Raw genomic sequence first — 24,239 nt, 5'->3', positions numbered from 1 at the left:
TGACCCCGCGATCACTTCATCTGGCATTTGTCGGCGAAGCGATCCTGGGCGTTTTCGACGATGGTGGCAACGGTCTTGAGCGACAACTGGCCGTCGGCATCCTTGACCACGTCCTGCAGATAGAAGTTCTGGATCGGCATGTGGTTCTTGCCGTATTTGAACGGGCCGCGCACCGACTTGAAATTCGCCTTCTCCATCTCGGCGCGCATCGCGTCCTTCTTGCTGGTGTCGCCCTTCACCGCCACCACCGCGCTGTTGATCAATTGCGCGGCGTCATAGGATTGCGCGCCGTAAAAGGTCGGACGCAAGCCCGTGTACTTCTTGCGGTAGTCGGCGACGAACTTCTTGTTCTCTTCATTCGGCAGATCGTTCACCCACTCCTGCGCGCCGGGAACGCCGAGCGCGTTCTCCTTCTGCAGGGGCAGCGACAATTCGTCGATGGTGAAGGCGGTATAGAGCGGAATCTGCTGCTTGATGCCGGCCTGCGCATACTGATTGAGGAATTGCACGCCGGCCGCACCCGGATAGAACACGAAGATCGATTCCGCCTTCGACGCGCGCGCCTTGGAGAGTTCTGCCGAGAAGTCGAGCTGGCTCGGCCACACGGTGTATTCCTCGCCGAGCACCTGGCCCTTGAACGTGCTCTTCACGCCGGCCAGCATGTCCTTGCCGGCGGCATAGTTCGGGCCGATCAGGAATACCGACTTCACGTTCTTCTGGTTCATGTAGAGGCCGACCGCCTCCGGGGTCTGGTCGTTTTGCCAGGACGTCGAGAACACATAGGGCGAGCACAGCTCACCGGCGAGCTGCGACGGTCCGGCGTTGGCGCTGATCAGGAAGGTCTGCGAATCGACCGCGGTCTTGAGCGAGGCGAGCAGCACGTTCGACCAGATGTAGCCGACGATGAAGTCCACCTTGTCGGACTGGATCAGTTTTTCGGTCTTCTGCTTGCCGACGTCCGGCTTCTGCCCGTCGTCCTCGTAGATCACCTCGACCGGTTTGCCGCCCATCTTGCGGCCCATGTGATCGAGCGCGAGTTCGAACGAATTGCGCATGTCGTTGCCGATCACGGCGGTGGGGCCGCTGAACGTCGAGACAAACCCGATCTTGATGGTATCCGCCGCCGCGGCGGGCTGCGCCAGCGCCAGAACCGCCGCGCCCGCGAACCAGAATGCCGTTTTCATGTGGTCTCCCTCTCCCATTTCTTATTTGGTGATGTGTTTTTTGCGAACTCAAAGGCCAACGGCAAGCACGACCTTCGGCTTCCCTAAAGCTGTCGGCCGTCCTGCAAATGCTCATGCACCATAATTCGCGACAGTCGCGAATGGCAAGAATTATAATTCAGGTTCTGAGTAGTCCCGCTGCGACTTTATGTCTGGCGGGCCGGCCGAAGCCGTAGCCCGCCCGTGAACGCCTACCCATAAGTCGGCTTCTGCGGCCAGCCCGGCGGCGAGTCCTCGAAATCCTGCTGCCGCCCATAGGGCGTCATGTCGAGCAGCGCGCGGGCGTCGGTGAGCGCTTCGGTGCCGCGCGCGTAGGCTGAATAGGTATGAAAAACGTCATCACCGATGCTGAAGAACACGCTGAGTCCGTGCTCCTCGCCGGTGGTCGCGTTGGGCACCTTGGCCGCTTCCAGCTGGGCCTTGTTGCGGTAATTGTATTCGACCGGAGCTATCTTCTCGTCATTGGTGACGTGAAAGTCGTAATTGAAATCGCTGCCGAGCGAGGAGACCCACGGGAAAGTCCATCCATGCCGCTCCTTGTAGGCCTCGAGCTTGGCCAGCGGCGCGCGCGACACCATGGCGAAGGTGGTCTCGCATTTGTCCAGCATGCTGAGATCGCCGATGGCGTTGACATAGCTGGTGCAGCCCGCGCAACCCTTCTCCCATGCCGGGTCGAACATGAAATGATAGATCACGAGCTGGCGGCGGCCCTCGAACAGATCCTTGAGCGACAGCTCGCCGCCGGGAGCGTCGAACAGATAATTCTTTTCGATCTTCACCATCGGCAGCCGTCGCCGTTCGGCGTTGACGCGATCGTAGTGCCGGGTGAGTTCTTTTTCCAGATCCAGCAGTTTCTTGCGTTCGCCAAGCCATTGCTCGCGCGAAACGATCGGGGGATGCGGGACTTCGCTTGCGGTCATATCCGGCTCCTGTTCTGATTGATCGCCGCAACGTTAAACTGCCCGGCACAATTTCGGTTGCGCCGTCGCTGGCGTCAAGCCGCCGTCGCGACCAGCACGAGGTAGCGAACCTTGGCCGTCTCCCGCAAGACGTTCGACCATGGGCAAAGGATTCGGTCGCGGACGCTTTTTTTTTGCGGCGAAGGCGATGCGTTATGCCTATCTCTATTACAGCAACGCGATTGGACGCGAACGCCCGGAGGCCGGCCGACATGAGCATGGAGCAGATACCGCCGGCGGCGCCCCACCGTGTCGTGATCGTCGGCGCCGGTTTTGGCGGGCTGGAGGCGGTGTACCGCCTGGCCGGTGCGCCGCTCTCGATCACGCTGGTCGACCGGCGCAACCATCATCTGTTCCAGCCGCTGCTGTACCAGGTCGCGACCGCGGCGCTGGCGACCTCGGAGATCGCCTGGCCGATCCGCTATCTGCTGCGCGGGCGTCCGGAGGTCACGACCCTGCTCGCCACCGTGACCGGGGTAGACACCGCGGCGCGCTGCGTGATGCTGGATGGCGGCGACACGCTGCCCTACGACACGCTGGTGCTGGCCACCGGCGCCCGCCACGCCTATTTCGGCCATGACGAATGGGAGCCGTTTGCGCCCGGGCTGAAGACGCTGGAGGACGCCACCACGTTGCGGCGGCGCATCCTGATTGCCTTCGAAGACGCCGAGCGCGAAAGCGATCCGGTGCGGCGCGCCGCGCTGTTGACCTTCGTCATCATCGGCGCCGGCCCCACTGGCGTCGAACTTGCCGGCACCATCGCCGAACTCGCACAGGACACCTTGCCGCCGGATTTCCGCAACATCGACACCCGCAAAGCGCGCGTGGTTTTGATCGAGGCCGGATCGCGCGTGCTGGCCGGCTTCCCGGACGAGCTGTCGGCCTATGCGCAGCGCTCGCTGGAAAGTCTCGGCGTCGAAGTCGCGTTCGGACAGCCGGTCACCGAATGCACTGCCGATGGCGTCGTCTATGGCGACAAGCACTTGGAAGCAAAGACCATCATCTGGGCCGCCGGCGTGCGCGCATCGCCTGCGGCCGAATGGCTCGGTGCGCCGGCCGACCGCGCCGGCCGGGTATCGATCCTTCCCGATCTCACCGTTCCCGGTCATCCGGACGTCTTTGCCATCGGCGACACCGTGACGATCAATGGTCCCGATGGCAGCCCGATCCCCGGCATTGCGCCGGCGGCCAAGCAGCAGGGACGCTACGTCGCCAATCTCATCAAGGCGCGGCTGCGCGGCGAAACGCTTGCCCCGTTCGTCTACAAGCACGCCGGCAGCCTGGCGCAGATTGGCAGGCGGCTGGCGGTGATCGATTTCGGCCGCATCAAGCTGCGCGGCTGGCTGGCGTGGTGGGTGTGGGGCGTCGCCCACATCTACTTCCTGATCGGCCTGCGCAACCGGCTCAGCGTCGCCATGAGTTGGCTGTGGATCTACACCCGCCAGCAGCGCGGCGCGCGCCTGATCACGCAAGGCCGCGCCAAGGTGAGCAACTACTGGCCGTAGTGCGGTTCACCTCCCCCCTTGAGGGGGAGGTCGACCGGCCAAAGGCCGGGCGGGAGGGGGTAACCCCAACCGCCGGCGCTCGTGGCTTACCCCCCTCCCGGCGCTGCTGCGCAGCGCCGACCTCCCCCTCAAGGGGTGAGGTGATGGGAGTGCCACCGCCTATTTCACCAGCGAGCAGCCGCCGTCCGCGATCGGCCGGAACGCCTGTTCTGCGGGGATGGTCGAAACCAGCTTGTAGTAGTCGTATGGATATTTCGACTCCTCCGGCTTCTTCACCTCGAACAGATACATCGGATGAATCACGCGGCCGTCCTGGCGGATGGTGACGTCGCCGAACAGTTTGTCCTTGCCCTTGAACTTCTTCATCTGCGGTACGGCATCCTGGGCCGCGTCGCTGCCGGTTGCAGCGACCGCGTTGAGATAGGCCAGCGTCGAGGCATAGACGCCGGCTTGATTGCCGCTCGGCATCTTGCCGTTCATGCCCGGCCGCGCCGCGAAGCGTTTTGCAAACGCGCGGGTGTCCTCGTCCATGTCCCAATAGAAGGCTTCGAGCAGCTGCAGGCCTTGCGCGACCTTCAGGCCCATGCCGTGCACGTCGTTCACGAACAGCAGGAAGGCGACCATGGTTTGGCCGCCCTCTTTGGTGCCGAACTCGGCCGCCTGCTTCACGGCGTTGATGGTATCGCCGCCGGCATTGGCAAGGCCGATCACCTTGGCCTTCGAACCCTGCGCCTGCAGCAGGAAGGAAGCGAAGTCCGAGGTTCCCAATGGATGTTTGCTCGAGCCCAGCACCTTGCCGCCGTGCTTCTCGATGTAGTTGGTGGCTTCGGCCTCGATGCCCTGGCCGAGCGCGTAGTTCACGGTGATGAAATACCAGTCCTTGCCGCCGCGCGCCATCATCGCCGCCGCCGTGGTGTTGCCGGTGGCCCAGGCGTCGTTGACCCACTGGATCGTATTCGGCGAGCAGGCCTTTCCGGTCAGGTCGGAGCTCGCAGTGGACGACGCCAGAAACGTCATCTTCGAATCGCGCAGCAGCGAGTTGATGGTGAGACCTACCGCCGAGTTGGGCACATCGACGATGGCGTCGACCTTGTCGACGTCAAGCCACTTGCGCGCGATGGCGGAGCCGACGTCGGCCTTGTTCTGGTGATCGGCATAGACGATCTCGACCTTGATGCCCTTGCCGCCGCCATTGAAATCCTCCGCGGCCATCCGCGCGGCCTCGACCGAGCCCATGCCGTTGGTGTCCTGAAAAATGCCGGAAATGTCGTTGAGCACGCCGACACGGACGATGTCGTCGGAAATTTCCGCGCGCGCCGATCCATATGCGGCGCACGACAGCGCAAGCGCCAGATAAATCTTAAAACCCCTCATCGCGTCTCTCCCTGTCGATTTGTTCTGTGATTGATTGTTTCAGTCCGCGCAGCCGATCCATTCCGTGCACGCATCGTCCTCGAGCAACGCCACGGCAGCCAAGCGCCGCGTCAGCACGGCGCGCTGGTTGATGTAGCCCTTGTCGGTGATCTCGCCGCCGTCCACCGAAGCCGGCTCGGACAACAGCAGCGCGCGCGTCGCGTGGGCGGACGATCCGACGCCCTGCGCTTTCAGTTTTGCGAGCCCCTGCCCGATCGCGGTACGGACCTTTTCGCTGCCGATCACCTCAATCGGGCCAGCGCTGTCAGGCAGACCGGCATGCGCGCGACACGCGGCGATATTGGGAAACACCAGGAAGCCCACGTGATCGCCGCCATGGCCGGTGACGACGATGTCCTGCGCCAGCGGCGCCAGCGCTGCGATGCCGGCGACGCGCAGCGTGCCGACGCTGACCCAGGTGCCGGAATTGAGCTTGAAATCCTCGGCCACCCGGCCGTCAAAGAACAATCCGCGTTCGGGTCGGTCGGGATCGGCAAAGGTTACGGCATCGCCGATCAGATAAAACCCGTCGGTGTCGAATGCCTTTGCCGTGAGCTCCGGCGCCTTCCAGTAGCCCGGCGTCACGTTGGGTCCGCGCACCCGCACCTCCAGCTTGTCGCCGGACGGCACCAGTTTCAGTTCGGTGCCGGGGATCGGCACGCCGATATTGCCGGATCGCTCGGCCTGAAAATGGCAGTCGGTGGCGAGCGGCGAGGTCTCGGTCGAACCCCACGCCGACACCATCGGCAGCGCGCGGCCCGTTGTCTTGATCGACAGGTCTTCCAGCGCGTCCCACAAATTCTGCGGCAGCGCCGCACCGGCATAGAAGGCGAACTTCACGTCCGTGAAGAATCGGCGGCGCAGGTCTTCGTCATCGCGCAATGCCGCGATCAACATGTCGAAACCGCGCGGCACGTTGAAATACACCGTCGGCACCACGCTGCGCAGGTTGGCCAGCGAGGTTGCGAACAGGCCCGGAGCGGGCTTGCCGCCGTCGATATAGAGCGTGCCGCCGTTGCGCAGCACCAGGTTGAAATTGTGGTTGGCGCCGAAGGTGTGACTCCAGGGCAGCCAGTCGAGAAGGACCAGATCGCCCTGCTTATGATCGAGAAACGACCAGGTCTGCGCCTTGGCCTGCTGGCTCGAGGTCAGCATGCGCTGGGTGTTGATGACCGCCTTCGGCGTGCCGGTCGAGCCCGAGGTGAACAGGAATTTTGCGATGGTGTCGGGACCGATCGCTGCGAAGGCGCCCGCGACAGCCGCCGTTTCGGGGGTTGCGGCGATGCTGCGAAACGAAACCGCGCCGCTGTCATCGGCATCTCCGGATACGATTATCGCCTTATGCAGCGGCTTGATCGCCGCCAGCGCCGGTGCGAACGCCTTGAGGCTGGAAACATGGATCGCGCCGGGATCGAGCAGCGTGATCATGCTTTTGAGCTTGTCGAAATCCTTCGACATCAGCGAATAGGCCGGCGAGATCGACGCCACGGGCACGCCGACATGCATCGCCCCAAGCGCCAGCAGCGCGTGCTCGCTGCTGTTGTCTGACAGAATCACCAGCGGGCGTGCGGCGCTCATGCCTTGTGCAAGAATCCACGCGGCCACGGAGCGCACCTGACGCAGCGCGTCCTGGTAAGTGACTGTCGTCCACGGCGCCTCAACGCTGGAACGTTCGCCGAGAAAAATCCGGTCGGGCGCCTGCCGCGCCCAATGCTCCAGCCAGTCGCCGACGCAGCGCGCGGCGGGTTGCAGCGGCGTCATCGATTTCAACCAGATGCTGCCGTCGGCCCGCCGCTCGGCCAGGATATCGGGCGTCGCGAACAAGGCGTCCGGAGGTTCGCGGCGGCTCGCGGCTACGACATTCATGCGGCGTCCCCTTCCCGTCTTCACATGCGGGCTGTCGCTTGATCTACGCGAGAAAAAGCTGCCACGGCAACGCTCCGGTACTCTTGCGTAAATTGTACGCATCAATGCTTTGCGCTCAGCGAATAAGCAAATGCCCGCTGCGAAAGCTTCGAATAAAGAATAAGCAGCATGCGCCGGAATCCACAACTGATTGAGAATGATGGAAAATTTTCTGAGCAGGCTACGCGATCCGGGTTGTACACAATGGCATAGGCCTTGCTTAGTGCACTGCGAGAGTTTTCTGGCGCGGGGCGTTTAAGTGATGGCGGGCGCAAAATATCCCTCAAGCGGCACGGTCGCCGCGGAGCCGGGCCCGATCGATCTCGACTGGCCGGCCACGGCGCTCCTGATCATCGACATGCAGCGCGACTTCATGGAGCCCGGCGGTTTCGGCGAAACCCTCGGCAATGACGTTTCGCAACTGGCGCGCGCGGTGAAGCCGATCGCGGCGGTACTGGATGCGGCGCGCGACAGCGGCATGCTGGTCGTGCATACCCGCGAGGGCCATCTGCCGGATTTGTCCGACGCGCCGCCCGCGAAGATCGACCGCGGCGCGCCCTCCTTACGCATCGGCGACCCCGGCCCGATGGGGCGGATCCTGATCCGCGGCGAAGCCGGCCACGACATCATTCCAGCTCTCTATCCGCTCGACGGCGAGATCGTCATCGACAAGCCCGGCAAGGGCGCGTTCTACGCCACCGAGCTTGGCGACGTACTTGAAAAATACGGCATCGAGAACCTGCTGGTGTGCGGCGTCACCACCGAGGTCTGCGTCAACACCACCGTGCGCGAGGCCAATGACCGCGGCTACCGCTGCGTGGTGCTGGCGGATGGCTGCGCCTCGTATTTCCCCGAATTCCACGAGATGGGCCTGAAGATGATCAAGGCCCAGGGCGGCATTTTCGGCTGGGTCAGCGATTCGGCCGCGGTGATCGCCGCGATGACGCCGGAGATTTCGAAGATTTCAGCAGCGGGAGGGTCACGATGAGCACCAGCATGACAGGGACTGCCGGAACGAGCGATTTCAAGCCGGCCTTGTGGACGCCGGGCGACTGGAACGCCTTCTTCGGCTTCGGCACCAATATCCTGGTCAACATGCTGGTGCTGACCGGGCTGTTGCGGTTCGTGCTGAAGATGCCGGACTCGCTCGTGTTCGGCCGCATCCTGCCCGCGCTCGGCCTGATGATGTGCCTCTCCACCTTCTACTATGCCTGGCTCGCCTATCGCCTCGCGCAGAAGACCGGCCGCAACGACGTCTGCGCGCTTCCTTCAGGCGTCAGCGTGCCGCACATGTTCATCGTCACCTTCGTGATCATGCTGCCGATCACGCTGAAGACCGGCGATCCGATCAAGGGCTGGTCCGCGGGCCTGGTCTGGGTGTTCTTCCAGAGTTTTATCCTGATGATCGGCGGCTTCATCGCACCTTATATCCGCAGGATCACGCCGCGCGCGGCGCTGCTCGGCACCCTGGCCGGCGTCTCGGTGACCTTCATCTCGATGCGGCCGGCGCTGGAGATGTACATGACGCCGCAGATTGGTCTCGTCTGTTTCGCCATCATCATGCTGAGCTGGTTCGGCGGAGTGAAATATCCGAAGAACATTCCGGCAGGTCTCGTCGCCATCGCGGTCGGCATGATCATCGCGTGGGGGTCCAACCTGTTCGGCCTCGGGCTCGGCGGGCTGAGCGTCAAGGGGGTCGGCGACGCCTTCGCGAGCTTCGGCTTCTCGGTGCCGATCCCGGCCATCGGTGAGGTATTTTCGGGCTTCGAATTCCTCGGCATCATCCTGGTGACGGCGATCCCGTTCGGCATCTACGACCTGGTCGAGGCGATGGATAATGTCGAAAGCGCCGAGGCCGCCGGCGATGAATATCCGACCACGCGCGTGCTGACTGCCGACGGCGCCGTCAGCCTGATCGGCTGCCTGATGGGCAACCCCTTCATCAACGCGGTCTATATCGGCCATCCCGGCTGGAAGGCGATGGGCGGCCGGATCGGCTACTCGGCGGCGACCGGGATCATGGTGGTGGTGCTGTCGTGGTTCGGCATCATCTCGGTGCTGCTGGCGCTGGTGCCGGTGGTCGCGATCTCGCCGATCCTGCTCTATATCGGCATGCTGATCGGCGCGCAGGCGTTCCAGACTACGCCGATCAAGCACGCGCCTGCGATCGTGCTTGCCTTGACGCCGCACCTTGCGGCATGGGCCAAGCTGCAGATCGACACCATGCTCGGGGCAACCCTGAGCGCGGCCCAGACCGTGGGCGCGCTGGCGCCCGACAAGGTAGGCGCGGTGAAGGCCGCGGCGATCGCCTCGCTGCCGCAGCAGGGCGTGATCTACCACGGGCTGGAAATCATGGGCGGCGGCTCGATCCTCGCGGGTCTCGTATTGGGCGCGATCGGCGTGTTCGTGATCGAGCGCGACTTCGTCAAGGCCTCGGCCTTCGCGTTCGCGGGCGCGGTGCTGACCTATTTCGGCTTCATGCATGGCGAGGCGGTCGGCATCGGCGGCGGATTGGGCGTGACGCCCGGTGTGGCGCTGGCCTATGCTGTGGTGGCGGCCGGCTTTCTCGCAGTGGAGAAATTCGGCGCCGGCAGCCTTTCCGTCGCGCACCCGGAGCCTCCCCTTGCAGTACCTGCCGAATAAGGTCGGCGACATGAAGACCGGTGCGATCCGGGTCAGGATCGCATCGTGACGGAAACGGTCGCTGCGATGGTCGCGGCGCACCGCGCGGGCGCAATGTCGCCTGTGCGGACCGTGGCGCGCAGTTTTCAGCGTATCCGCGATCACAACGACCCGGCAGTCTTCATCAGCCTGCGTGATGAAGCCGACGCGCTGGCCGAAGCGGAAGCATTGTCGAAGAAGGATGCCACGCAGCTTCCGCTCTATGGCGTTCCGGTCGCGGTGAAGGACAATATCGACGTCCTCGGCTTGCCCACCACCGCCGCCTGCCCTGCCTTTGCGTATTCGCCGGCCTTCGATGCCACCTCGGTCGCAAAACTGCGCGCGGCCGGCGCCATCGTGATCGGCAAGACCAACCTTGACCAGTTCGCCACCGGCCTGGTCGGCGTGCGTTCGCCCTATGGCGTTCCGAACAATCCGATGCGCGGCGATCTCATTCCGGGCGGATCGAGTTCGGGATCGGCGGTGGCAGTATCCACCGGACTGGTGCCGCTGGCGCTCGGCACAGATACCGCCGGCTCCGGCCGCGTGCCGGCCATGCTCAACAACATCGTCGGACTGAAGCCGAGCCTCGGACTGGTCTCGACCGCCGGCGTGGTGCCGGCCTGCCGCACGCTGGACTGCGTGTCGATCTTTGCGCTGACCGTCGACGACGCGATGACGGCGCTGGCCGCGATGGCCGGCCCCGACGGCGCCGATCCGTTCTCGCGTGACCGGCCGCTGGGGTCGATGAACGCGCTTCCGGGCCAGCTCAGGCTCGGCGTGCCCCGCCGCGGCCAACTGATTTTCTTCGGCGACAAGGCCGCGGAGAAGGCTTACGGCGACGCCGTGGCGCGCTGGACCGCGCTCGGCGCAACGCTGGTCGAATGCGACCTCGAACCGTTCTATGAGACGGCGCGGCTGCTCTATGAAGGCCCGTGGGTCGCCGAGCGTTATCTGGTGATCCGCAACCTGCTGGCCTCCTCGCCGGATGCGATTCACCCCGTAACGCGCGAGATCACGGCGGCAGGTTCGCGCCCGACGGCGGCGGACACTTTTGCCGCGCTGTACCGGCTGCAGGCGCTGCACCGCATCGCCGGGCGTGCTTTTGCCCCTATCGACGCGCTGGTGCTGCCGACCGCGCCGACCGCCTACTCGACCGCGCAGGTGCTGGCCAATCCGATCGAGCTCAACAGCCGGCTCGGCACCTACACCAATTTCGTCAATTTGCTCGACCTCTGCGGCCTCGCGCTGCCGGCGTCGATTCGATCGGACGACATCCCGTTCGGGATTACGCTGCTGGCGCCCGCCGGACACGACGCGCAGCTGGCGAGCCTGGGCCGCGTATTTCATGCCGACACTGGGCTTGCGATGGGCGGCCGCAATTTGCCGCAGCCGCCGCTCGCACCCTTGCCCACGGGTTTGAGCGGCGACGAGATCGCCATTGCCGTAGTCGGCGCGCATCTGAGCGGCATGGCGCTGAACGGCGAATTGAAAGCGCTGGGCGGCCGCCTGCTGCAAGCCATCGCGACTGCGCCGGACTACAAGCTCTATGCGCTGAAAGGCACCACGCCGCCGAAGCCGGGCATGCTGCGAGTCAAGGCTGGTTCGGGGTCGTCGATCCAGCTTGAGGTATGGGCGCTGTCTGCGCCGGCATTCGGAAAATTCGTCGCCGCTATACCGCCGCCGCTGTCGATCGGCACGATCCGACTGGCCGACGGCAACGGCGTAAAGGGTTTTCTGGTCGAACCCGCCGCCATCGACGGCGCGCGCGACATATCCGAGTTCGGTGGCTGGCGCGCCTTCATGGCGGAGGCCGCGGTACCTGCGAAGTGACCCACGCCGGCACCACGTAGCTCCTTCGCCGCGCATCATCTCGATATCGCAAGGCCCCGGCGGCAGAACCGACGCGGCCACCCATGAGCGTTGTTCTGGAAACGAAGTTACGCGAGCACTCGCTCGAAGACCCGTTCGACCTCGATTGCCGGCACGCCATTTCCAGCGATGTCGTTCGTGGTGTAGACGGCGATCACATCGAGCGGCTCCTTGCTCTCGATGACGAAGAAGCCGTCGATGACGGTCGCCGCGGGAATGTTGAATAGTCTGTGCAGGTCGTTACAGCTGAAAAACTGCGCGGCATCGGGTAGAATTCTTGCGTCGCGAAATGGCGAAATGACGCCATCCCTCATTTCACCGGCGAGCGCAAGTTTGAATCTGAATCCCGTCACATCCCTGTTCGGACTGTGAATATTGACGACGGTCTCATAGACGCCGTGGGCAAGCTTTCCTGACTCTCGATTGATCCCGCAAATAACTTTTGCTGCGTATTGAAAGGCCATTGAATTCCTCCCGCCAAGCATTGCAAAAATGCAGCTTGGAGAATCAATTTGTCTTTTATGCGATCTTGGATTGTTCAGGTGCCGGAAAGGGTTAACCGGACCCCGAAGCGACACCGCGCTTACGAGGCCAAAACCTTTACACCGACACCGCGTAAAGCTCGTATTCGCCGCGCACCAGTTCGATATGGGCGCGCATCGCAGCAGCTGCGCCGACGCGGTCGCCGCGCATGATCGCCACCACCACGCGGTCATGCTCGAGATGCGATTTTGCCAGCCGGCCGAGATTGCGGAACTGGGCGCGGCGGAACGGCTGCACCCGCACCCGCGTCGCCAGCGTCATCTCGGCGATGTAGCCGTTCTGCGAGCCTGCATAGATCGCGTTGTGAAAGCGCTCGTTGACCTCGTGAAACCGCTCCGGATTGCCGGCATAGCTCAGCACGCGCAATTCCTCGTGCACGGCCTCCAGCGCCTGTCGCTCCGCCGCCGGCATGCGTTCGGCGGCAAGGCCGGCGCACAGCGCTTCCAATTCCGCCATCGCCTCGAACATGCCGGTGAGGCGATCGGGCGACGGCCGCGCCACCACGGCGCCGCGGTGCGCCCGGGCATCGACCAGGCCCGAGGCGGCAAGCTGGCGCAGCGCCTCGCGCACCGGCGTGCGCGACACATGGAAGCGCTGCGCGATCTCGGTTTCGTCCAACGCGGCGCCCGGCGGCAGCGCGCCGCGCACGATCTCGTCGGCGAGCTGCAGCCGCAGTTCTTCCGCGCGGGTGATCTTGCCCGGCACGGCCGAGGCGCGGTCGACGCGACTGACCACCTCCACGCGAGCAAGCGGACGAGACAAAGCGTCGGCCGGAAGATCGTCCAGACTCATGTCTTCTGATCCGGCGGTTCGTTGATGATGCTGACATGGGCTGCGACGATACGCCAGCCTTCCGGAAAGCGTATCCATGTCTGCATCTGCCGTCCGACCTTGCCGGCGAGCTGCTCGCGGTAAAACAGCGTCGATGCCACGGCGGCATCACGGCCATAGGTGGTGATCAGCGTCCGCGCGGTCCTGCGTCCAAGTCCCACCGGCGAGCGCGCGGCGCGAAACGCCATGATCTCGTCATAGCCATAGAGATTTTCGCCGACGCCGTAACGCAGCGATCGTTTGTCGGCGTGGAACAACTCATCGAGCACGGCAACGTCATTCGAGACCAGCGCCGCCTCGTAGCGGGCGAACTGCGCGGTCACCTCGGCGAGCACATCGGGAAGATCGACGTCCATTCTCAAAATCCTTTCGACCGCGGCGCCGCAACGACGCCCATGCGCTCCAGCGCATAGGCGACGCGCAGCGCGAGTTCTTCGCGCCAGGGGGCGGCGATGATCTGCACCCCGATCGGCATCGGATCGAGCGGAACCGGCACCGCCACCACCGGCAGGCCGATAAAGGAAATCGGCTGGGTGTGGATGCCGATATTGGCGCGCACCGGCAACTCGACGCCGTCGAGCACGAAGGTTTGCTGCCCGAGTTTTGGCGCGACACAGGGCGTCGCCGGCGCGATGATGACGTCGACCGACTTGAAAAGCTCCAGCATCTGCGCGCGATACCAGCGGCGGAATTTTTGCGCCCTGTCCACGAACGGCGCGGGAACCATCGCGCCGGCGATCAGCCGGTCACGCACCGCCGGATCGAAATCATTCGGCCGCTTGCGTAGGCGGTCGAGATGCAGCGACGCGCCCTCGACGGTGGTGATGACATAGGCCGCGGCGCGGGCGCGCCCCGCCTCGGGGATTTCGATCACGCGCGTGATGCCGAGTGCTTTTGCGACCCGGGCGACGGCCTCTTTCGCTTCCGGGAAAACATTCTTCTGAAAGTATCCGCCGGCGATGGCGATGCGGAGTCCGCCGATGTCCTGCGCCAGCAGCGCGCTCACAGGCTCGATCGGTCGCGTGGTGCAGGCCGCATCATCCGCATCGGGACCCTGCATGGCGTCATAGGCCAGCGCCAGATCATCGACGCTGCGCGCGAACGGGCCGAGATGATCGAGGCTCGATACAAACGGAAACGAGCGCGCCCGCGACAGCCGGCCATAGGTCGGCTTCAAACCAAAAATGCCGCAGAACGACGACGGCACCCGGATCGAGCCGTTGGTGTCAGAGCCCAGCGCCAGCGGCACCAACCCGCCGCCGACCGCGCCCCCGGAGCCACCGGACGAGCCGCCGGTCATCCGTGTCGTGTCGTGCGGATTGCGCGACGGACCGTCGTGCACGTTTTCGCCGGTAAAGTCGTAGGCGTATTCGCCCATATTGAGCGCGCCGACCAGCACCGCGCCGGCGGCTTCCATGCGCTCGACCAGCGTGGCATCGCGCGGCGACGGCTTAAGATCGCGGTTGATCTTCGATCCGGCGCGGGTCGGCAGGCCCTGCACGTCGAACAGGTTTTTTACCGCAAACGGCACGCCCGCAAGCGGCCCGGGATTTTTCCCTGCGGCGATGGCAGCGTCGATGGCGCGCGCCCTCGCTCGCGCGCGGTCGACGAGGACATCGGTAAAAGAGTTCAGCACCGGATCGTGTCTGGCGATCCGCGCCAGCGCCGCGTCGGTCGCGGCAAGCGCGGACATCTTCCGCGCCAAAACCGCGTGGGCGATTTCCGAAGCCGGCAGCCAGTCGCCGCCCGTTTGCACGGCGATGTCAGGCTGCAAAGACACTGGCCGCCTCGGTTTCATCGGGCAGCGGAAATTCGTCGACCAGCCGCGCCAGTCTCAGCGACACTTCGAGATTGGCACGCACCGCCGGCTTCCAGGCACTCTCGATCGGAAGCGCCAGCGCCTTGGAGGCGGCGTCGATATACTCGTCAAGCGGATCGGATGAACTCATTTCAAATCCTGTTTCTGTGCGCCGTCATTGCGAGGAGCTCTTGCGACGAAGCAATCCCCCCACCCTAACCCTCCCCCGCAAGCGGGGGAGGAAAGGGACGGGCTTCTGGATTGCTTCGCTGCGCTCGCAATGACGATCTCCCGCTAGTGAACCGGCAGCGGCGGATGCGGAATCGCCGTTAGCAGTTCTTTTGTATAGGCATCCTGCGGATTACCCAACACGCTCTCGGACGAGCCCTGCTCCACGATCCGGCCCGACCGCATGACAATGACACGATCGCACAACAGCCGTACCACATTCAAATCGTGCGACACGAACAGATAGCTCATTCCCATCGAAGTTTTAAGGTCCTGCAGCAGGTTCAGCACCAGCGCCTGCACCGAGACATCGAGCGCCGCGGTCGGCTCATCGAGAACCACGAGCTTGGGGTGCAGCGCGATGGCGCGGGCAATGCCGACGCGGGCCTTCTGGCCGCCGGATAATTGATGGGGGAAGCGATCCAGCAGGTTGACCGGCAGGCCGACCAGCCCGGCCAGTTCCTCGCAGCGGGCGCGCAACGCCTCGCGCCCCTTGACGTCGCCGAGCTGCATGATCGGGTCGGCGATGGCGCGCGCGGCGGTGAACCGCGGATTGAGGCTGTCGGTCGGATCCTGGAACACCATCTGGATACTCTTGCGCAAGGGCAGCCGCGCGAAAGCGTTTGGCAGGATGCCGCCGATCTCGTCGCCGTCGAACACGATGCGGCCCGAGGTCTGGTCGAGCAGCCGCATCACCATCATCGAGGTCGTCGACTTGCCGCAGCCGGATTCGCCGACCAGGCCGACGCTCTCGCCGTACCCCACGCTGAAGCTGATGCCATCGACGGCGCGGAATTGCTCAAGCTCGACCGGCGGCTTGCGCGAAAACAGTTTTGTCAGCACCGCGGCCCCGCCTTGGCGCGGATATTCTTTCACCAGCTTTTCGACGACGAGGAGGGGCTTAGCTTCGCTGCTTGTAGAAGCGTCGCCCCCGGGCTTGACCCGGGGGTCCATCGCTTCTGAAAAGGAGTCTTGCGAAGATGGATGGATGGCCGGGTCAAGCCCGGCCATGACGGCTTTGGCTTCGTCCTCCGGCAGCAGGTCACGCAAGGAGACCCCGAGCCGCGGCGTCGCGCGCATCAGCTTCTTGGTATATGCATACTTCGGCCTGGCAAAAATATCGGCCGACAGCGCGGTTTCGACCACGCGGCCCTTCTCCATCACCACGACGCGGTCGCAATAGGCCGCGGCGAGGCCGAGATCGTGGGTGATCAGGATGGTCGACATGCCGCGGCGCTTTGTGAGTTCAACGATCAGATCCATCACCGCCTTTTGCGTGGTGACGTCGAGGCCGGTGGTCGGCTCGTCGGCGATCAGAAGCTGGGGGTTGCAGGCCAGCGCCAGCGCGATCACCACGCGCTGGCACATGCCGCCCGAGAGTTCGAACGGATAGGCATGGTAGCGCTCACGCGGCCGCGCGATCTTGACCGCTTCCAGCGCCTCGATCGCCTTCTCGCCGCGGTCGTTGGTGGTGGCCTGCTGCACGTGCTGGCGCAGCACGTCCTCGATCTGGTCGCCGACTTTGCGGATCGGATTGAGCGCCGCGCGTGGGTTCTGGAAGATCATCGAGATTTCGCGGCCGCGCAGGTCGCGCATCTGGTCTTCGGTCGCGCCCTTGACGTCGATGCCGGAGAACATCACCGACCCCTCGGCGATCTTGCCGGCGCGGTCGAGAATCCGCATCACCGCGTAGGAGGTCACCGACTTGCCGGAGCCGGATTCGCCGACAATGCCGAGCGTCTCGCCTTTGGCGACGCTGAAATTGATGTGCTGCACGGCTTTCACGATGCCGCGCCTGGTGGCGAATTCCACGGTGAGATCATGCACGTCGAGCAGCGGCTGGGCGGTCATGTTCGCGCCTCCCTACTCTCCTCGCGTCGTCCCCGCGAAGGCGGGGAGCCATAGCCCCTGGCGTCGATGATGAAGGAAGACGTTTGCCGCATTGCCAAAACGAAACGACACGGCGTATGGGTCCCCGCCTTCGCGGGGACGACGCAGCGAGTTTTGCGCGCGCTGAATTCCATCATCACGTCCGCCGCTGCGGGTCGACGATGTCGCGCAGGCCGTCGCCGAGCAGGTTGAAGCAGAACACCGCGATCATCAGCGCGAGGCCGGGAAACAGCGCGATCCACCATTCGCCCGACACCATGAAGCCGGCGCCTTCGGCGACCATGATGCCCCATTCGGCGGTCGGCGGCCGCACGCCGAGGCCGATGAAGGATAGTCCGGCGGCATTGAGGATCGCGTATCCCATGGTCAGCGACATCTGCACGATCATGATCGGCATGATGTTGGGCAGGATATGCACCAGCAGGATGCGGAATTCGCCGTTGCCCGACAGCCGCGCCGCCTGCACGAAGCCGGCCTCGCGGCGCACATTGGCCTCGGCGCGGGCGACACGGGCGTAGAGCGGGAAGTTCACGATCGCGGTGGCGATAATGATGTTCTGCACGGTGTTGCCGAGCGCCGCGACGATGCCCATCGCCAGCACGAACAGCGGAAAGGCCATGATGGTGTCGGCGATCCGCCCGACGACGCGGTCGGTCCAGCCGCCGAAATAGCCGGCCGCGATGCCGGCAAGGCCGCCCATCAGGAATACCAGCACGACCGATGCCACCGCGATGAAGGTGTCGAGCCGGGTCGCGACGATGACGCGGCTGAAAATATCGCGCCCCAACTGATCGGTGCCGAACCAGTGCGCCGCCGACGGCGGTTTCAGCGCCGCCGCGGTATCGGACGCCAGCGGATCATAGGGAACGATGTAGGGGCCGAACAGCGCCGCGAATACGATCACGATAAGAAGCCCGAACGCGAACGCGGTGACGCGGTTTTCGCCGAGCACATAGCGGGTGTGCTCGAAGATCGCGGTAAGACCCGAGGTGCGAGCGGGTACTATTTCGGCCAGTGGCGGAGCGACAATGCTCATCCTTCCAGCCTCACTCTTGGATCAATCACGCCATAGAGAATGTCGATCATGAGATTGAGCAGCACGTACATTACCGCCATGGTCAGCACGAAGCCTTGCACCGGCGCGAAATCCGAGGAGATCAGCGCTTCCACCGCGTAGGAGCCGATGCCGGGCCAGGCGAACACCTTTTCCACCAGCACATTGGCGCCGAGCAGGAAGGAGAACACCATGCTGAGCGTGGTGATGACGGGAAGCATCGCGTTGCGGAAGGCGTAGGTGACGATCACCGTGCCCGGCGACAGGCCGCTGGCGCGCGCGGTACGCACGAAATCCGACGCCAGCACGGCCAGCATCGAGGCGCGGGTCATGCGCGCGATCGGCGCCAGCGAGAAGATCGCCAGCGTCATCGCCGGCAGGATCAGCTGGCTGAGCGCGGAGCGAAACGTCTCGAAATCGCGGGCGATCAGGGCGTCGATCAGGTAGAAGCCGGTCACCGCCGGCGGTGCACTGTAAAACACGTCGAGCCGCCCCAGCGGCGCCGGCGACCAGCCGAGCTTGAAATAGAAAATATAGACCAGCACCAGGCCGGTGAAGAACACCGGCAGCGAGACACCGGCCGTCGTCGTCACCCGGCAGAGGTGGTCGATCCACGAGCCCGGTTTGGTGGCGGCTAGAATGCCGAGCGGGATCGCGATTCCGACCGAGACGATGAGGCCGAGCAGCGTCAGTTCGGCGGACGCCGGCAGGCGGTTGCGGATTTCGGTCGCGACCGGCTGGCCGGTGGTCAGCGAATTGCCGAAATCGCCATGGGAGAGATCGGTGGTGTAGCGAAAAAACTGTTCGATCAGCGGCTTGTCGAGGCCAAGTTTCTTGCGGATCTGCTCGACCGCTTCCTTGGTGGCCGCCGGTCCCGCAAAATACGCCGCGGGATCGCCGGGCAGCGCGCGGGTCAGCAGGAACGTCACGATCACGACCCCGATCAGGCTCGGGATCGCGAACATCAGCCGCTTTCCGATCATGGTCAGCATGGCCGTGGCGTCTCCACGAGTCGTCCCCGCCAACGGGTCCGGCCTTCGGCCGGCCCGATGACAGGCTCCGGCGGGGACCCATAACCCCTGGCCTCCGTGACTAAGGAAGGCTTCGACCACACTGCCAAAACGAGAGGGCACGGCGTATGGGTCCCCGCCTTCGCGGGGACGACGGATGAGTGCGTTGCCGATGCTGCGAGCAACATCGTCACGCGCTTACGCCTTCACCAGCGCGCGGTAGTCGAGGCGGCGGTGGAACCAGTATTGATAACCGGAGACGTTCTTCTGCATCGCGACGTTGACGAAGGGCTGGTACAGCGGGATGCGGGGAATGTCGTTGAAGGCGAGATCGACGAAACCTTTTACGTCGGTATCGTAAGTCGGCATGTCGCCCGATGACGCCGCGGCGCGCGCGCCGTCGATCAGTCTGTCCATCTCCGGCGATTTGTAGCTCATGGTGTTGAACACGGAATTGTTGCCGTGATAGCACCAGTAGAAGAAGTATTCGGGGTAATCGAGCCAGCCCGAGAATACGTTGGTGTAGAGCGGCATCTCTTTCTTGTTCAACTCGGTGCGCCAGTTGGCGCCCGGTATCTTGTTGATGGTGGTCTTGATGCCGATCTGGCCAAGGCTCTCCTGCACCAGCACGCAAAGCGGCTCGTTGACCCCGGCGAAATTCAGGTCGAATGAAATCGTGGTCTCAAAACCGTTGGGATAGCCGGCCTCGGCCATCAGCGCCTTGGCCTTGTTCATGTCGGTGGAAAACTTGGTCGGCTGCGGCCACGCCACGTCAGTTGTTTTGGTCGCCGCCGCGCCGAACATCGGATTGGCGAGGCCAAACAGCACCACATCCATGATCTTCTGATACGGAATGGCGTAAGCCACCGCCTGGCGCACCTTCGGATTGTCGAACGGCGGCCTGGTGACGTTCATGCCGATATACTGGATGCCGTTGGAGAACGGCAGCGACACGATGTCGAGCTTGCCGGCGGCCTTGAGTTCCTGGAAATCCTTGTACGGCAATTCATAGGAGATATCCGCATCGCCGCGCTCCAGCAGCGCGCGGCGGTTGCCGGCCTGCGGCACCATGCGCCAGATCACGCGCCTGATCTTCGGCATCGGACCGCCGACCCACTCGTCGTTGCGCTCCATGATCACTTCAGTGCCGGCGGTCCATTTCGTCACTCTGTAGGCGCCGGAGCCGGCGGTTTGCTGCTTGGTGTATTCGAGACCCCACGGATCCTTTTCGGATGCGTTCTTCTTCACCAGTTCGGAATTGACCACGCAGGGCACGATCACCGCGAGGTCGGGAATCGTCAGGCGGTCTTTCTTGGCAAAGTCGACCCGCACCGTGCTGTCGTCGACGATGACGAACTGTTCCGGTTTTGTGAGCGAGCCGGCGCTCATCTGAAACGTTGGAAATCCGCCGACGCTGACGGCGCGGTCGAGCGACCATTTTACGTCTTTTGCCGTTACCGGCGCGCCGTCGTGAAATTTCGCATTCTTCTTCAGCTTGAAGGTCGCCGACATGTCGCCGACATTCATGTCTTCGGCGAGTTCGGGCTTGAACTTGTCGCGGTCGTAATACGGCACGCCGCCGGGACCGCTTTTCATCTCGTGGCTGATCAGGCGGTCATAGCAATTCCACGACACCTCATAGCCCGGCACATTGGTGCCGATGCCATGGATATCGAGATTGTTGGGGCCGCCTTCGGAGACGATCAAAAGGGTCTCGGATCGGGCGTCCGCCTTGGCGGCCGACCAGATCGCCGGCGCAGGCACCATGGCCCCGGCAGCCAGCCCGGATACCGATTTCAGAAAGTCGCGACGTTTCATGTGATGCTCCAACCCGAGGGAAACGGCCTTGGGAGCAGGCATCGCAAGGTTTGTGCCAAAACTTACCGAAAGCTTAAGAACGTCATAAGGCATTGACCCTTCTAGTATTTTTTCAGGCGAAGGAGCGCTGGCCGGCTCTCAATGAGCCTCGTTGCATTGCATACAAAGAGGCGTCATTGCCTATCTAAGGTGCAAATATCTTTAGCGCCTGCTTCTTGGGCGGGAACCCGATATCGGGATCTATCGATCCGGATTGGCGCGTTCGAACTGGCGCAGCAACCGGTTGCCGCGCTCGATGGCGGAATCCAGCGCCACCTGCGCGGATTTCCTGCCGCTGAAAGCCTGCTCCAGTTCGTCGTCGATCACGTCGCGGATCAAGACGAAGGATCCGAGCCGCAGCCCCTTCGAATTCTCGGTCGGCATTTTCAGCGTGATCTGCTCGATCGAAATCGCCATGCCCGGATTGCGATCATAAAATCCTTGCGCGCGCGCCAGGTCGAACGCCGCGCGGGTGATCGGCAGATAGCCGGTGTTCTGATGCCATGAGGCCTGAACCTCCGGCCTCGACAGGAACGCGAAGAATTTCGCAACGCCCTTGTATTCATCGCGCGGCCGATCCCGCAGCACCCATAGGGTCGCGCCGCCGATGATGGTGTTCTGCGGCGCGCCTTCGACGTCGGGCCAGTACGGCAGCATGCCGTAGCCGATCTCGAATTTCGAATTGGCGCGGATATCGGCGCGCGTCGCCGACGAACCGATGAAGATTCCGCATTCGCCCTTCGGGAACCGCGGCTCCGCCGAGGTGGCGCGGCCGCTATAGTCGAACACTTTCGTGGTCTGCCAGTCCGCAAGCTGTGCGATATTGCGAACCGTCAGCGGATTGTTGAACGTCAGCACGGCATCGAGCCCGCCAAGGCCGTTGGCCTTGGTGGCGATCGGCAGATTGTGGAACGCGGAAAAATTCTCGATGTGGATCCACGACGGCCATGCCGTGGTGAAGCCGCAAGCAGCACCGGCGGCGCGCAGCCGCTTCGCCGCGGCGCCGACCTCGGGCCAGGTCTTCGGCGCCACATCCGGGTCGAGGCCGGCGGCGCGGAACAGGTCCTTGTTATAGTAGAGGATCGGAGTCGAAGCGTTAAACGGGAACGACAGCATGTTGCCGGCGATGTCGGTGTAGTAGCCGGCAACGGCAGGCAGATAGGCGGTCGGGGAAAACGCTTCGGCTTCGTCCCGCATCAATTCGAAAACCGGATAGGTAGCGCCCTTCGCGGCCATCATGGTGGCGGTGGCGATTTCGTTGACCTGCACGATGGCCGGCTGGCCACGCGAGCGGAATGCAAAGATCGCGGCCGTCACCGTCTCGGTGTAATTGCCTTTGAAGCTCGGAACGATGCGGTATTCGGCTTGCGTTGCGTTGAAATCCGCGGCGAGCTTTTCGAGCTGGCGGCCGAGTTCGCCCGACATCGCATGCCACCATGCGATCTCGGTGGCCGCGCGCGCGGGCGAGGCCGCGACCAGCGCAATTGCGGCCGCAACGAGCACGGAAAATCTGAAAGCCGATTTCACAACACGATTCCGAACTGATCCACGACGTTGCGCGCTCCTCTTAAGACCCCGCGCCGGCGGATACAATCCGGAAAACCGGCTTCACGTCGCACAATCCGGATCCCTTGCACCACAACCGGCCCCGGATAGCCATGTCTGGTTCCGTTCTGCTAGATTGTTGTGAACCTTTTCACTGGAAAGTCGACTCAACCCTAGGGGGATTCTGCCTGTGTTCTGCCGCGCCGTTCAGCGGATCGTAGCCATCGTGACCGCGCTGTCGTTAAGCGTCGCGGCGGCGAGCGCGGTGGCGCGGGAATTTCGCGCGGCCGATACCCAGGCCGAAGACTACCCGACCGTGCAGGCGCTGCGCTTCATGAGCAGCGTGATCGCCGAGCGAAGCGGCGGCCGCGACCAGATTCGCGTCTTTCATTCCCGCCAGCTCGGCGAGGAAAAGGAAACCATCGAGCAGACCCGCGTTGGCGCGATCGACCTCAATCGCACCAACGGGGCGTTGATCGGCAATTTCGTGCCGGCGATGAATGTGCTGGCGATGCCGTTCCTGTTTCGCTCCGTGGAGCATCTGCAGAAGGTGCTGGACGGACCGATCGGCAACGAAATCCTGAACAGCTTCGAACCTTATGGATTTGTCGGCCTGGCATTCTACGATTCCGGGGCGCGCTCGATCTACAACAGCGTCCGGCCAGTCCGCACCCTCGCCGATATCAAGGGCCTGCGGCTCCGCGTGCAGCAATCCGAGCTAATGTCGGATATGGTCCGGGCGCTGGGTGCGGAACCCGTCCAGCTTCCCTATGGACAAGTCATCACCGGACTTGCAACAAAGCTGATCGACGGCGCGGAGAACAACTGGCCATCCTTTGTCACCACCGATCACTATAAATTCGCGGGCTATTACACCCTCACCGAGCACACCATGAGCCCGGAAGTGCTGGTGATGTCGAAAAAGGCCTGGGAGAGTTTGTCGGCGGATGACCGGAAACTTTTTCGCGACGCGGCGCTGCAGTCCAACCTGTTCATGCGCGCGAAATGGAAAGACCTCGAGCAACGCTCGCGCCGGCAGGCGGAAGCTGCCGGCGTGACCCTGGTGACCGATTTCGACCGCAAGCCGTTCGAGACCGCCATGGCGGGCATCTACGCCAAAGCCCAGCGCGATCCGATAGCCGCCAAATTGATCGAACGAATTCGTAAGGTGGAGTGAGTTGGCTTGGTGACAGCACAGCAGGACGAAGCCACGGAACGGCCGGCGAGCCTGGCGGCGCGCAGCCGCGTCGGCGTCGTCGGCCTGGTCCGTTCGGTTCCGATCCGCTGGCGAATTCTGTCGATTGCCGGGCTGAATTCTTTGGTCGTGCTGGTGCTCGCCGGCATGATCTGGAGCGGCGCACAGGTTCTGGGGTCCGCCTGGGACGACGTGCGGCAGGTTCGCGAATCGGATAAAATCCTGGCACTGCTGGAGAGCGAAACCGGCCGCCTGCAGAATCTGATCCATCGTTATATCAACCAGCCCAGCCCCGAACTGTTTGCGGAGATCCTGCTGCTGCGCGAAGCCGTGCTCGGCACCCTGACCACGCGCGCGTCCACCGACCCGATGCTGTCCGGATCGGTGGAGGAACTGGAGCGCGTCACCGAGCGGTTCCTCAACGGCTTTGGCGAACTGCGGGCCGTCCAGGCGACGATTTCGAAAACCTACGAAGACGACGTTCTAAGGCCCGCCAAGGACATGGCCGGGCTCTATTCGATCATCGAGGGTGCGACCGGGCACCGCGATGCGCTGATCTGGCCCTCGCTCGGAAAATCCCGCGAGGCGTTTACAGCGATGCTGGTGGCGGCCAATGCCTATTATCTCTCGGTGTCGACCAATTCCGCGGAGGACGCGCGCAGAAATACCGAGACGATCGAGAAAACCATCCCGGTGATGAGCGACCTTGCCGACAATGACCTGCAGCGCCTGGCGCTGCAGCGATTGAAG

Annotated in this window: 19 protein-coding genes and 1 pseudogene; 6 read left to right on the top strand and 14 right to left on the bottom strand. The window is 63.6% G+C overall.

All coding sequences use genetic code 11. From position 1 onward, the window contains the following. Window positions 1-11 precede the first annotated feature (11 nt). Together VGP39_RS12000 and VGP39_RS11995 are read right to left on the bottom strand one after the other, a co-directional pair. A complete protein-coding gene (locus tag VGP39_RS12000; protein WP_327568326.1) occupies window positions 12-1,184 on the bottom strand; it encodes an ABC transporter substrate-binding protein in 1,173 nt (390 codons plus the stop codon). A gap of 230 nt (window positions 1,185-1,414) precedes the next feature. Beyond that, entirely contained in the window at window positions 1,415-2,143 is a 729-nt protein-coding gene (locus VGP39_RS11995) for a DUF899 domain-containing protein (protein ID WP_327568325.1), read from the bottom strand. Window positions 2,144-2,394: 251 nt separating this feature from the next. Between VGP39_RS11995 and VGP39_RS11990 the strand changes: the two genes are divergently transcribed. Next, on the top strand, window positions 2,395-3,687 hold the full coding sequence (locus tag VGP39_RS11990) for an NAD(P)/FAD-dependent oxidoreductase (protein WP_327568324.1): 1,293 nt from the start codon (window positions 2,395-2,397) through the stop codon (window positions 3,685-3,687). Window positions 3,688-3,846: 159 nt separating this feature from the next. On the opposite strand, the gene VGP39_RS11985 is transcribed toward VGP39_RS11990, so the two are convergent. Beyond that, the gene (locus VGP39_RS11985; protein WP_327568323.1) at window positions 3,847-5,061 is read right to left on the bottom strand and encodes an ABC transporter substrate-binding protein; all 1,215 of its coding nucleotides are present in this window, start codon (window positions 5,059-5,061) and stop codon (window positions 3,847-3,849) included. A 39-nt stretch (window positions 5,062-5,100) separates the two neighbouring features. Beyond that, on the bottom strand, window positions 5,101-6,966 hold the full coding sequence (locus VGP39_RS11980; protein ID WP_327568322.1) for a feruloyl-CoA synthase: 1,866 nt from the start codon (window positions 6,964-6,966) through the stop codon (window positions 5,101-5,103). Window positions 6,967-7,267: 301 nt separating this feature from the next. Here VGP39_RS11980 and VGP39_RS11975 point away from each other — a divergent pair, with 301 nt between their 5' ends. From VGP39_RS11975 to atzF, 3 genes are read left to right on the top strand one after another with little or no spacing between them, the layout of a single operon-like run. After that, window positions 7,268-7,993, top strand: a complete 726-nt coding sequence (locus VGP39_RS11975) for an isochorismatase family cysteine hydrolase (protein ID WP_327568321.1) — start codon at window positions 7,268-7,270, stop codon at window positions 7,991-7,993. After that, complete coding sequence (locus VGP39_RS11970) at window positions 7,990-9,648, top strand: regulator (RefSeq protein ID WP_327568320.1); 1,659 nt, start codon at window positions 7,990-7,992, stop codon at window positions 9,646-9,648. Before VGP39_RS11975 ends, VGP39_RS11970 begins: the two co-directional genes overlap by 4 nt. 45 nt (window positions 9,649-9,693) lie before the next feature. Continuing rightward, window positions 9,694-11,499, top strand: coding sequence for an allophanate hydrolase (gene atzF / locus VGP39_RS11965; RefSeq protein ID WP_327568319.1), 1,806 nt, complete (start codon window positions 9,694-9,696; stop codon window positions 11,497-11,499). 107 nt (window positions 11,500-11,606) lie between these two features. On the opposite strand, the gene VGP39_RS11960 is transcribed toward atzF, so the two are convergent. The 10 genes from VGP39_RS11960 to ugpB all read right to left on the bottom strand — a co-directional run bounded on the left by VGP39_RS11960 (window position 11,607) and on the right by ugpB (window position 22,276). Continuing rightward, on the bottom strand, window positions 11,607-12,002 hold the full coding sequence (locus VGP39_RS11960; protein WP_327568318.1) for a hypothetical protein: 396 nt from the start codon (window positions 12,000-12,002) through the stop codon (window positions 11,607-11,609). Between the two features lie 136 nt (window positions 12,003-12,138). After that, a complete protein-coding gene (locus VGP39_RS11955) occupies window positions 12,139-12,873 on the bottom strand; it encodes a GntR family transcriptional regulator (RefSeq protein ID WP_327568317.1) in 735 nt (244 codons plus the stop codon). Further along, the gene (hpxZ, locus tag VGP39_RS11950; protein WP_327568316.1) at window positions 12,870-13,268 is read right to left on the bottom strand and encodes an oxalurate catabolism protein HpxZ; all 399 of its coding nucleotides are present in this window, start codon (window positions 13,266-13,268) and stop codon (window positions 12,870-12,872) included. Before hpxZ ends, VGP39_RS11955 begins: the two co-directional genes overlap by 4 nt. Before the next feature lie 2 nt (window positions 13,269-13,270). Continuing rightward, window positions 13,271-14,647, bottom strand: coding sequence for an AtzE family amidohydrolase (locus VGP39_RS11945; RefSeq protein WP_327568349.1), 1,377 nt, complete (start codon window positions 14,645-14,647; stop codon window positions 13,271-13,273). Between the two features lie 28 nt (window positions 14,648-14,675). Continuing rightward, window positions 14,676-14,861: a DUF4089 domain-containing protein gene (locus VGP39_RS11940; protein WP_327568315.1), complete on the bottom strand. Its 186-nt coding sequence runs from the start codon at window positions 14,859-14,861 to the stop codon at window positions 14,676-14,678. Between the two features lie 143 nt (window positions 14,862-15,004). Beyond that, complete coding sequence (locus VGP39_RS11935; RefSeq protein ID WP_327568314.1) at window positions 15,005-16,789, bottom strand: ABC transporter ATP-binding protein; 1,785 nt, start codon at window positions 16,787-16,789, stop codon at window positions 15,005-15,007. Between the two features lie 175 nt (window positions 16,790-16,964). Further along, the gene (locus VGP39_RS11930; protein WP_327568313.1) at window positions 16,965-17,864 is read right to left on the bottom strand and encodes an ABC transporter permease; all 900 of its coding nucleotides are present in this window, start codon (window positions 17,862-17,864) and stop codon (window positions 16,965-16,967) included. After that, on the bottom strand, window positions 17,861-18,874 hold the full coding sequence (locus tag VGP39_RS11925) for an ABC transporter permease (RefSeq protein ID WP_327568312.1): 1,014 nt from the start codon (window positions 18,872-18,874) through the stop codon (window positions 17,861-17,863). Before VGP39_RS11925 ends, VGP39_RS11930 begins: the two co-directional genes overlap by 4 nt. A gap of 216 nt (window positions 18,875-19,090) precedes the next feature. Next, window positions 19,091-20,710 (bottom strand): ABC transporter substrate-binding protein, encoded by a 1,620-nt coding sequence (locus VGP39_RS11920; protein ID WP_327568311.1) that lies wholly within the window; start codon window positions 20,708-20,710, stop codon window positions 19,091-19,093. A 240-nt stretch (window positions 20,711-20,950) separates the two neighbouring features. Then, entirely contained in the window at window positions 20,951-22,276 is a 1,326-nt protein-coding gene (ugpB, locus tag VGP39_RS11915; protein WP_327568310.1) for a sn-glycerol-3-phosphate ABC transporter substrate-binding protein UgpB, read from the bottom strand. Between the two features lie 202 nt (window positions 22,277-22,478). Here ugpB and VGP39_RS11910 point away from each other — a divergent pair, with 202 nt between their 5' ends. Both VGP39_RS11910 and VGP39_RS11905 read left to right on the top strand, forming a co-directional pair. Further along, window positions 22,479-23,471: a TRAP transporter substrate-binding protein gene (locus VGP39_RS11910; protein WP_414644648.1), complete on the top strand. Its 993-nt coding sequence runs from the start codon at window positions 22,479-22,481 to the stop codon at window positions 23,469-23,471. Between the two features lie 51 nt (window positions 23,472-23,522). Then, window positions 23,523-24,239 (top strand): annotated as a pseudogene (locus tag VGP39_RS11905) (histidine kinase); the annotation flags it as partial.

Origin of the sequence: Bradyrhizobium sp., from assembly GCF_036009065.1 — a bacterium.
Taxonomy (GTDB): domain Bacteria; phylum Pseudomonadota; class Alphaproteobacteria; order Rhizobiales; family Xanthobacteraceae; genus Bradyrhizobium.
The sequence above is the reverse complement of the archived record's forward strand: the minus strand, read 5'-3'. Positions and strand labels throughout refer to the sequence as shown.

What these genes read in the sequence shown, in the direction of transcription:
- VGP39_RS12000 (WP_327568326.1), bottom strand. Translation starts at nt 1,184, where the DNA reads ATGAAAACGGCATTCTGGTTCGCGGGCGCGGCGGTTCTGGCGCTGGCG.
- VGP39_RS11990 (WP_327568324.1), top strand. Translation starts at nt 2,395, where the DNA reads ATGAGCATGGAGCAGATACCGCCGGCGGCGCCCCACCGTGTCGTGATC.
- VGP39_RS11995 (WP_327568325.1), bottom strand. Translation starts at nt 2,143, where the DNA reads ATGACCGCAAGCGAAGTCCCGCATCCCCCGATCGTTTCGCGCGAGCAA.
- VGP39_RS11920 (WP_327568311.1), bottom strand. Translation starts at nt 20,710, where the DNA reads ATGAAACGTCGCGACTTTCTGAAATCGGTATCCGGGCTGGCTGCCGGG.
- VGP39_RS11960 (WP_327568318.1), bottom strand. Translation starts at nt 12,002, where the DNA reads ATGGCCTTTCAATACGCAGCAAAAGTTATTTGCGGGATCAATCGAGAG.
- VGP39_RS11955 (WP_327568317.1), bottom strand. Translation starts at nt 12,873, where the DNA reads ATGAGTCTGGACGATCTTCCGGCCGACGCTTTGTCTCGTCCGCTTGCT.
- VGP39_RS11985 (WP_327568323.1), bottom strand. Translation starts at nt 5,061, where the DNA reads ATGAGGGGTTTTAAGATTTATCTGGCGCTTGCGCTGTCGTGCGCCGCA.
- VGP39_RS11975 (WP_327568321.1), top strand. Translation starts at nt 7,268, where the DNA reads ATGGCGGGCGCAAAATATCCCTCAAGCGGCACGGTCGCCGCGGAGCCG.
- VGP39_RS11930 (WP_327568313.1), bottom strand. Translation starts at nt 17,864, where the DNA reads ATGAGCATTGTCGCTCCGCCACTGGCCGAAATAGTACCCGCTCGCACC.
- VGP39_RS11970 (WP_327568320.1), top strand. Translation starts at nt 7,990, where the DNA reads ATGAGCACCAGCATGACAGGGACTGCCGGAACGAGCGATTTCAAGCCG.
- VGP39_RS11980 (WP_327568322.1), bottom strand. Translation starts at nt 6,966, where the DNA reads ATGAATGTCGTAGCCGCGAGCCGCCGCGAACCTCCGGACGCCTTGTTC.
- VGP39_RS11935 (WP_327568314.1), bottom strand. Translation starts at nt 16,789, where the DNA reads ATGACCGCCCAGCCGCTGCTCGACGTGCATGATCTCACCGTGGAATTC.
- VGP39_RS11940 (WP_327568315.1), bottom strand. Translation starts at nt 14,861, where the DNA reads ATGAGTTCATCCGATCCGCTTGACGAGTATATCGACGCCGCCTCCAAG.
- hpxZ (WP_327568316.1), bottom strand. Translation starts at nt 13,268, where the DNA reads ATGGACGTCGATCTTCCCGATGTGCTCGCCGAGGTGACCGCGCAGTTC.
- VGP39_RS11925 (WP_327568312.1), bottom strand. Translation starts at nt 18,874, where the DNA reads ATGCTGACCATGATCGGAAAGCGGCTGATGTTCGCGATCCCGAGCCTG.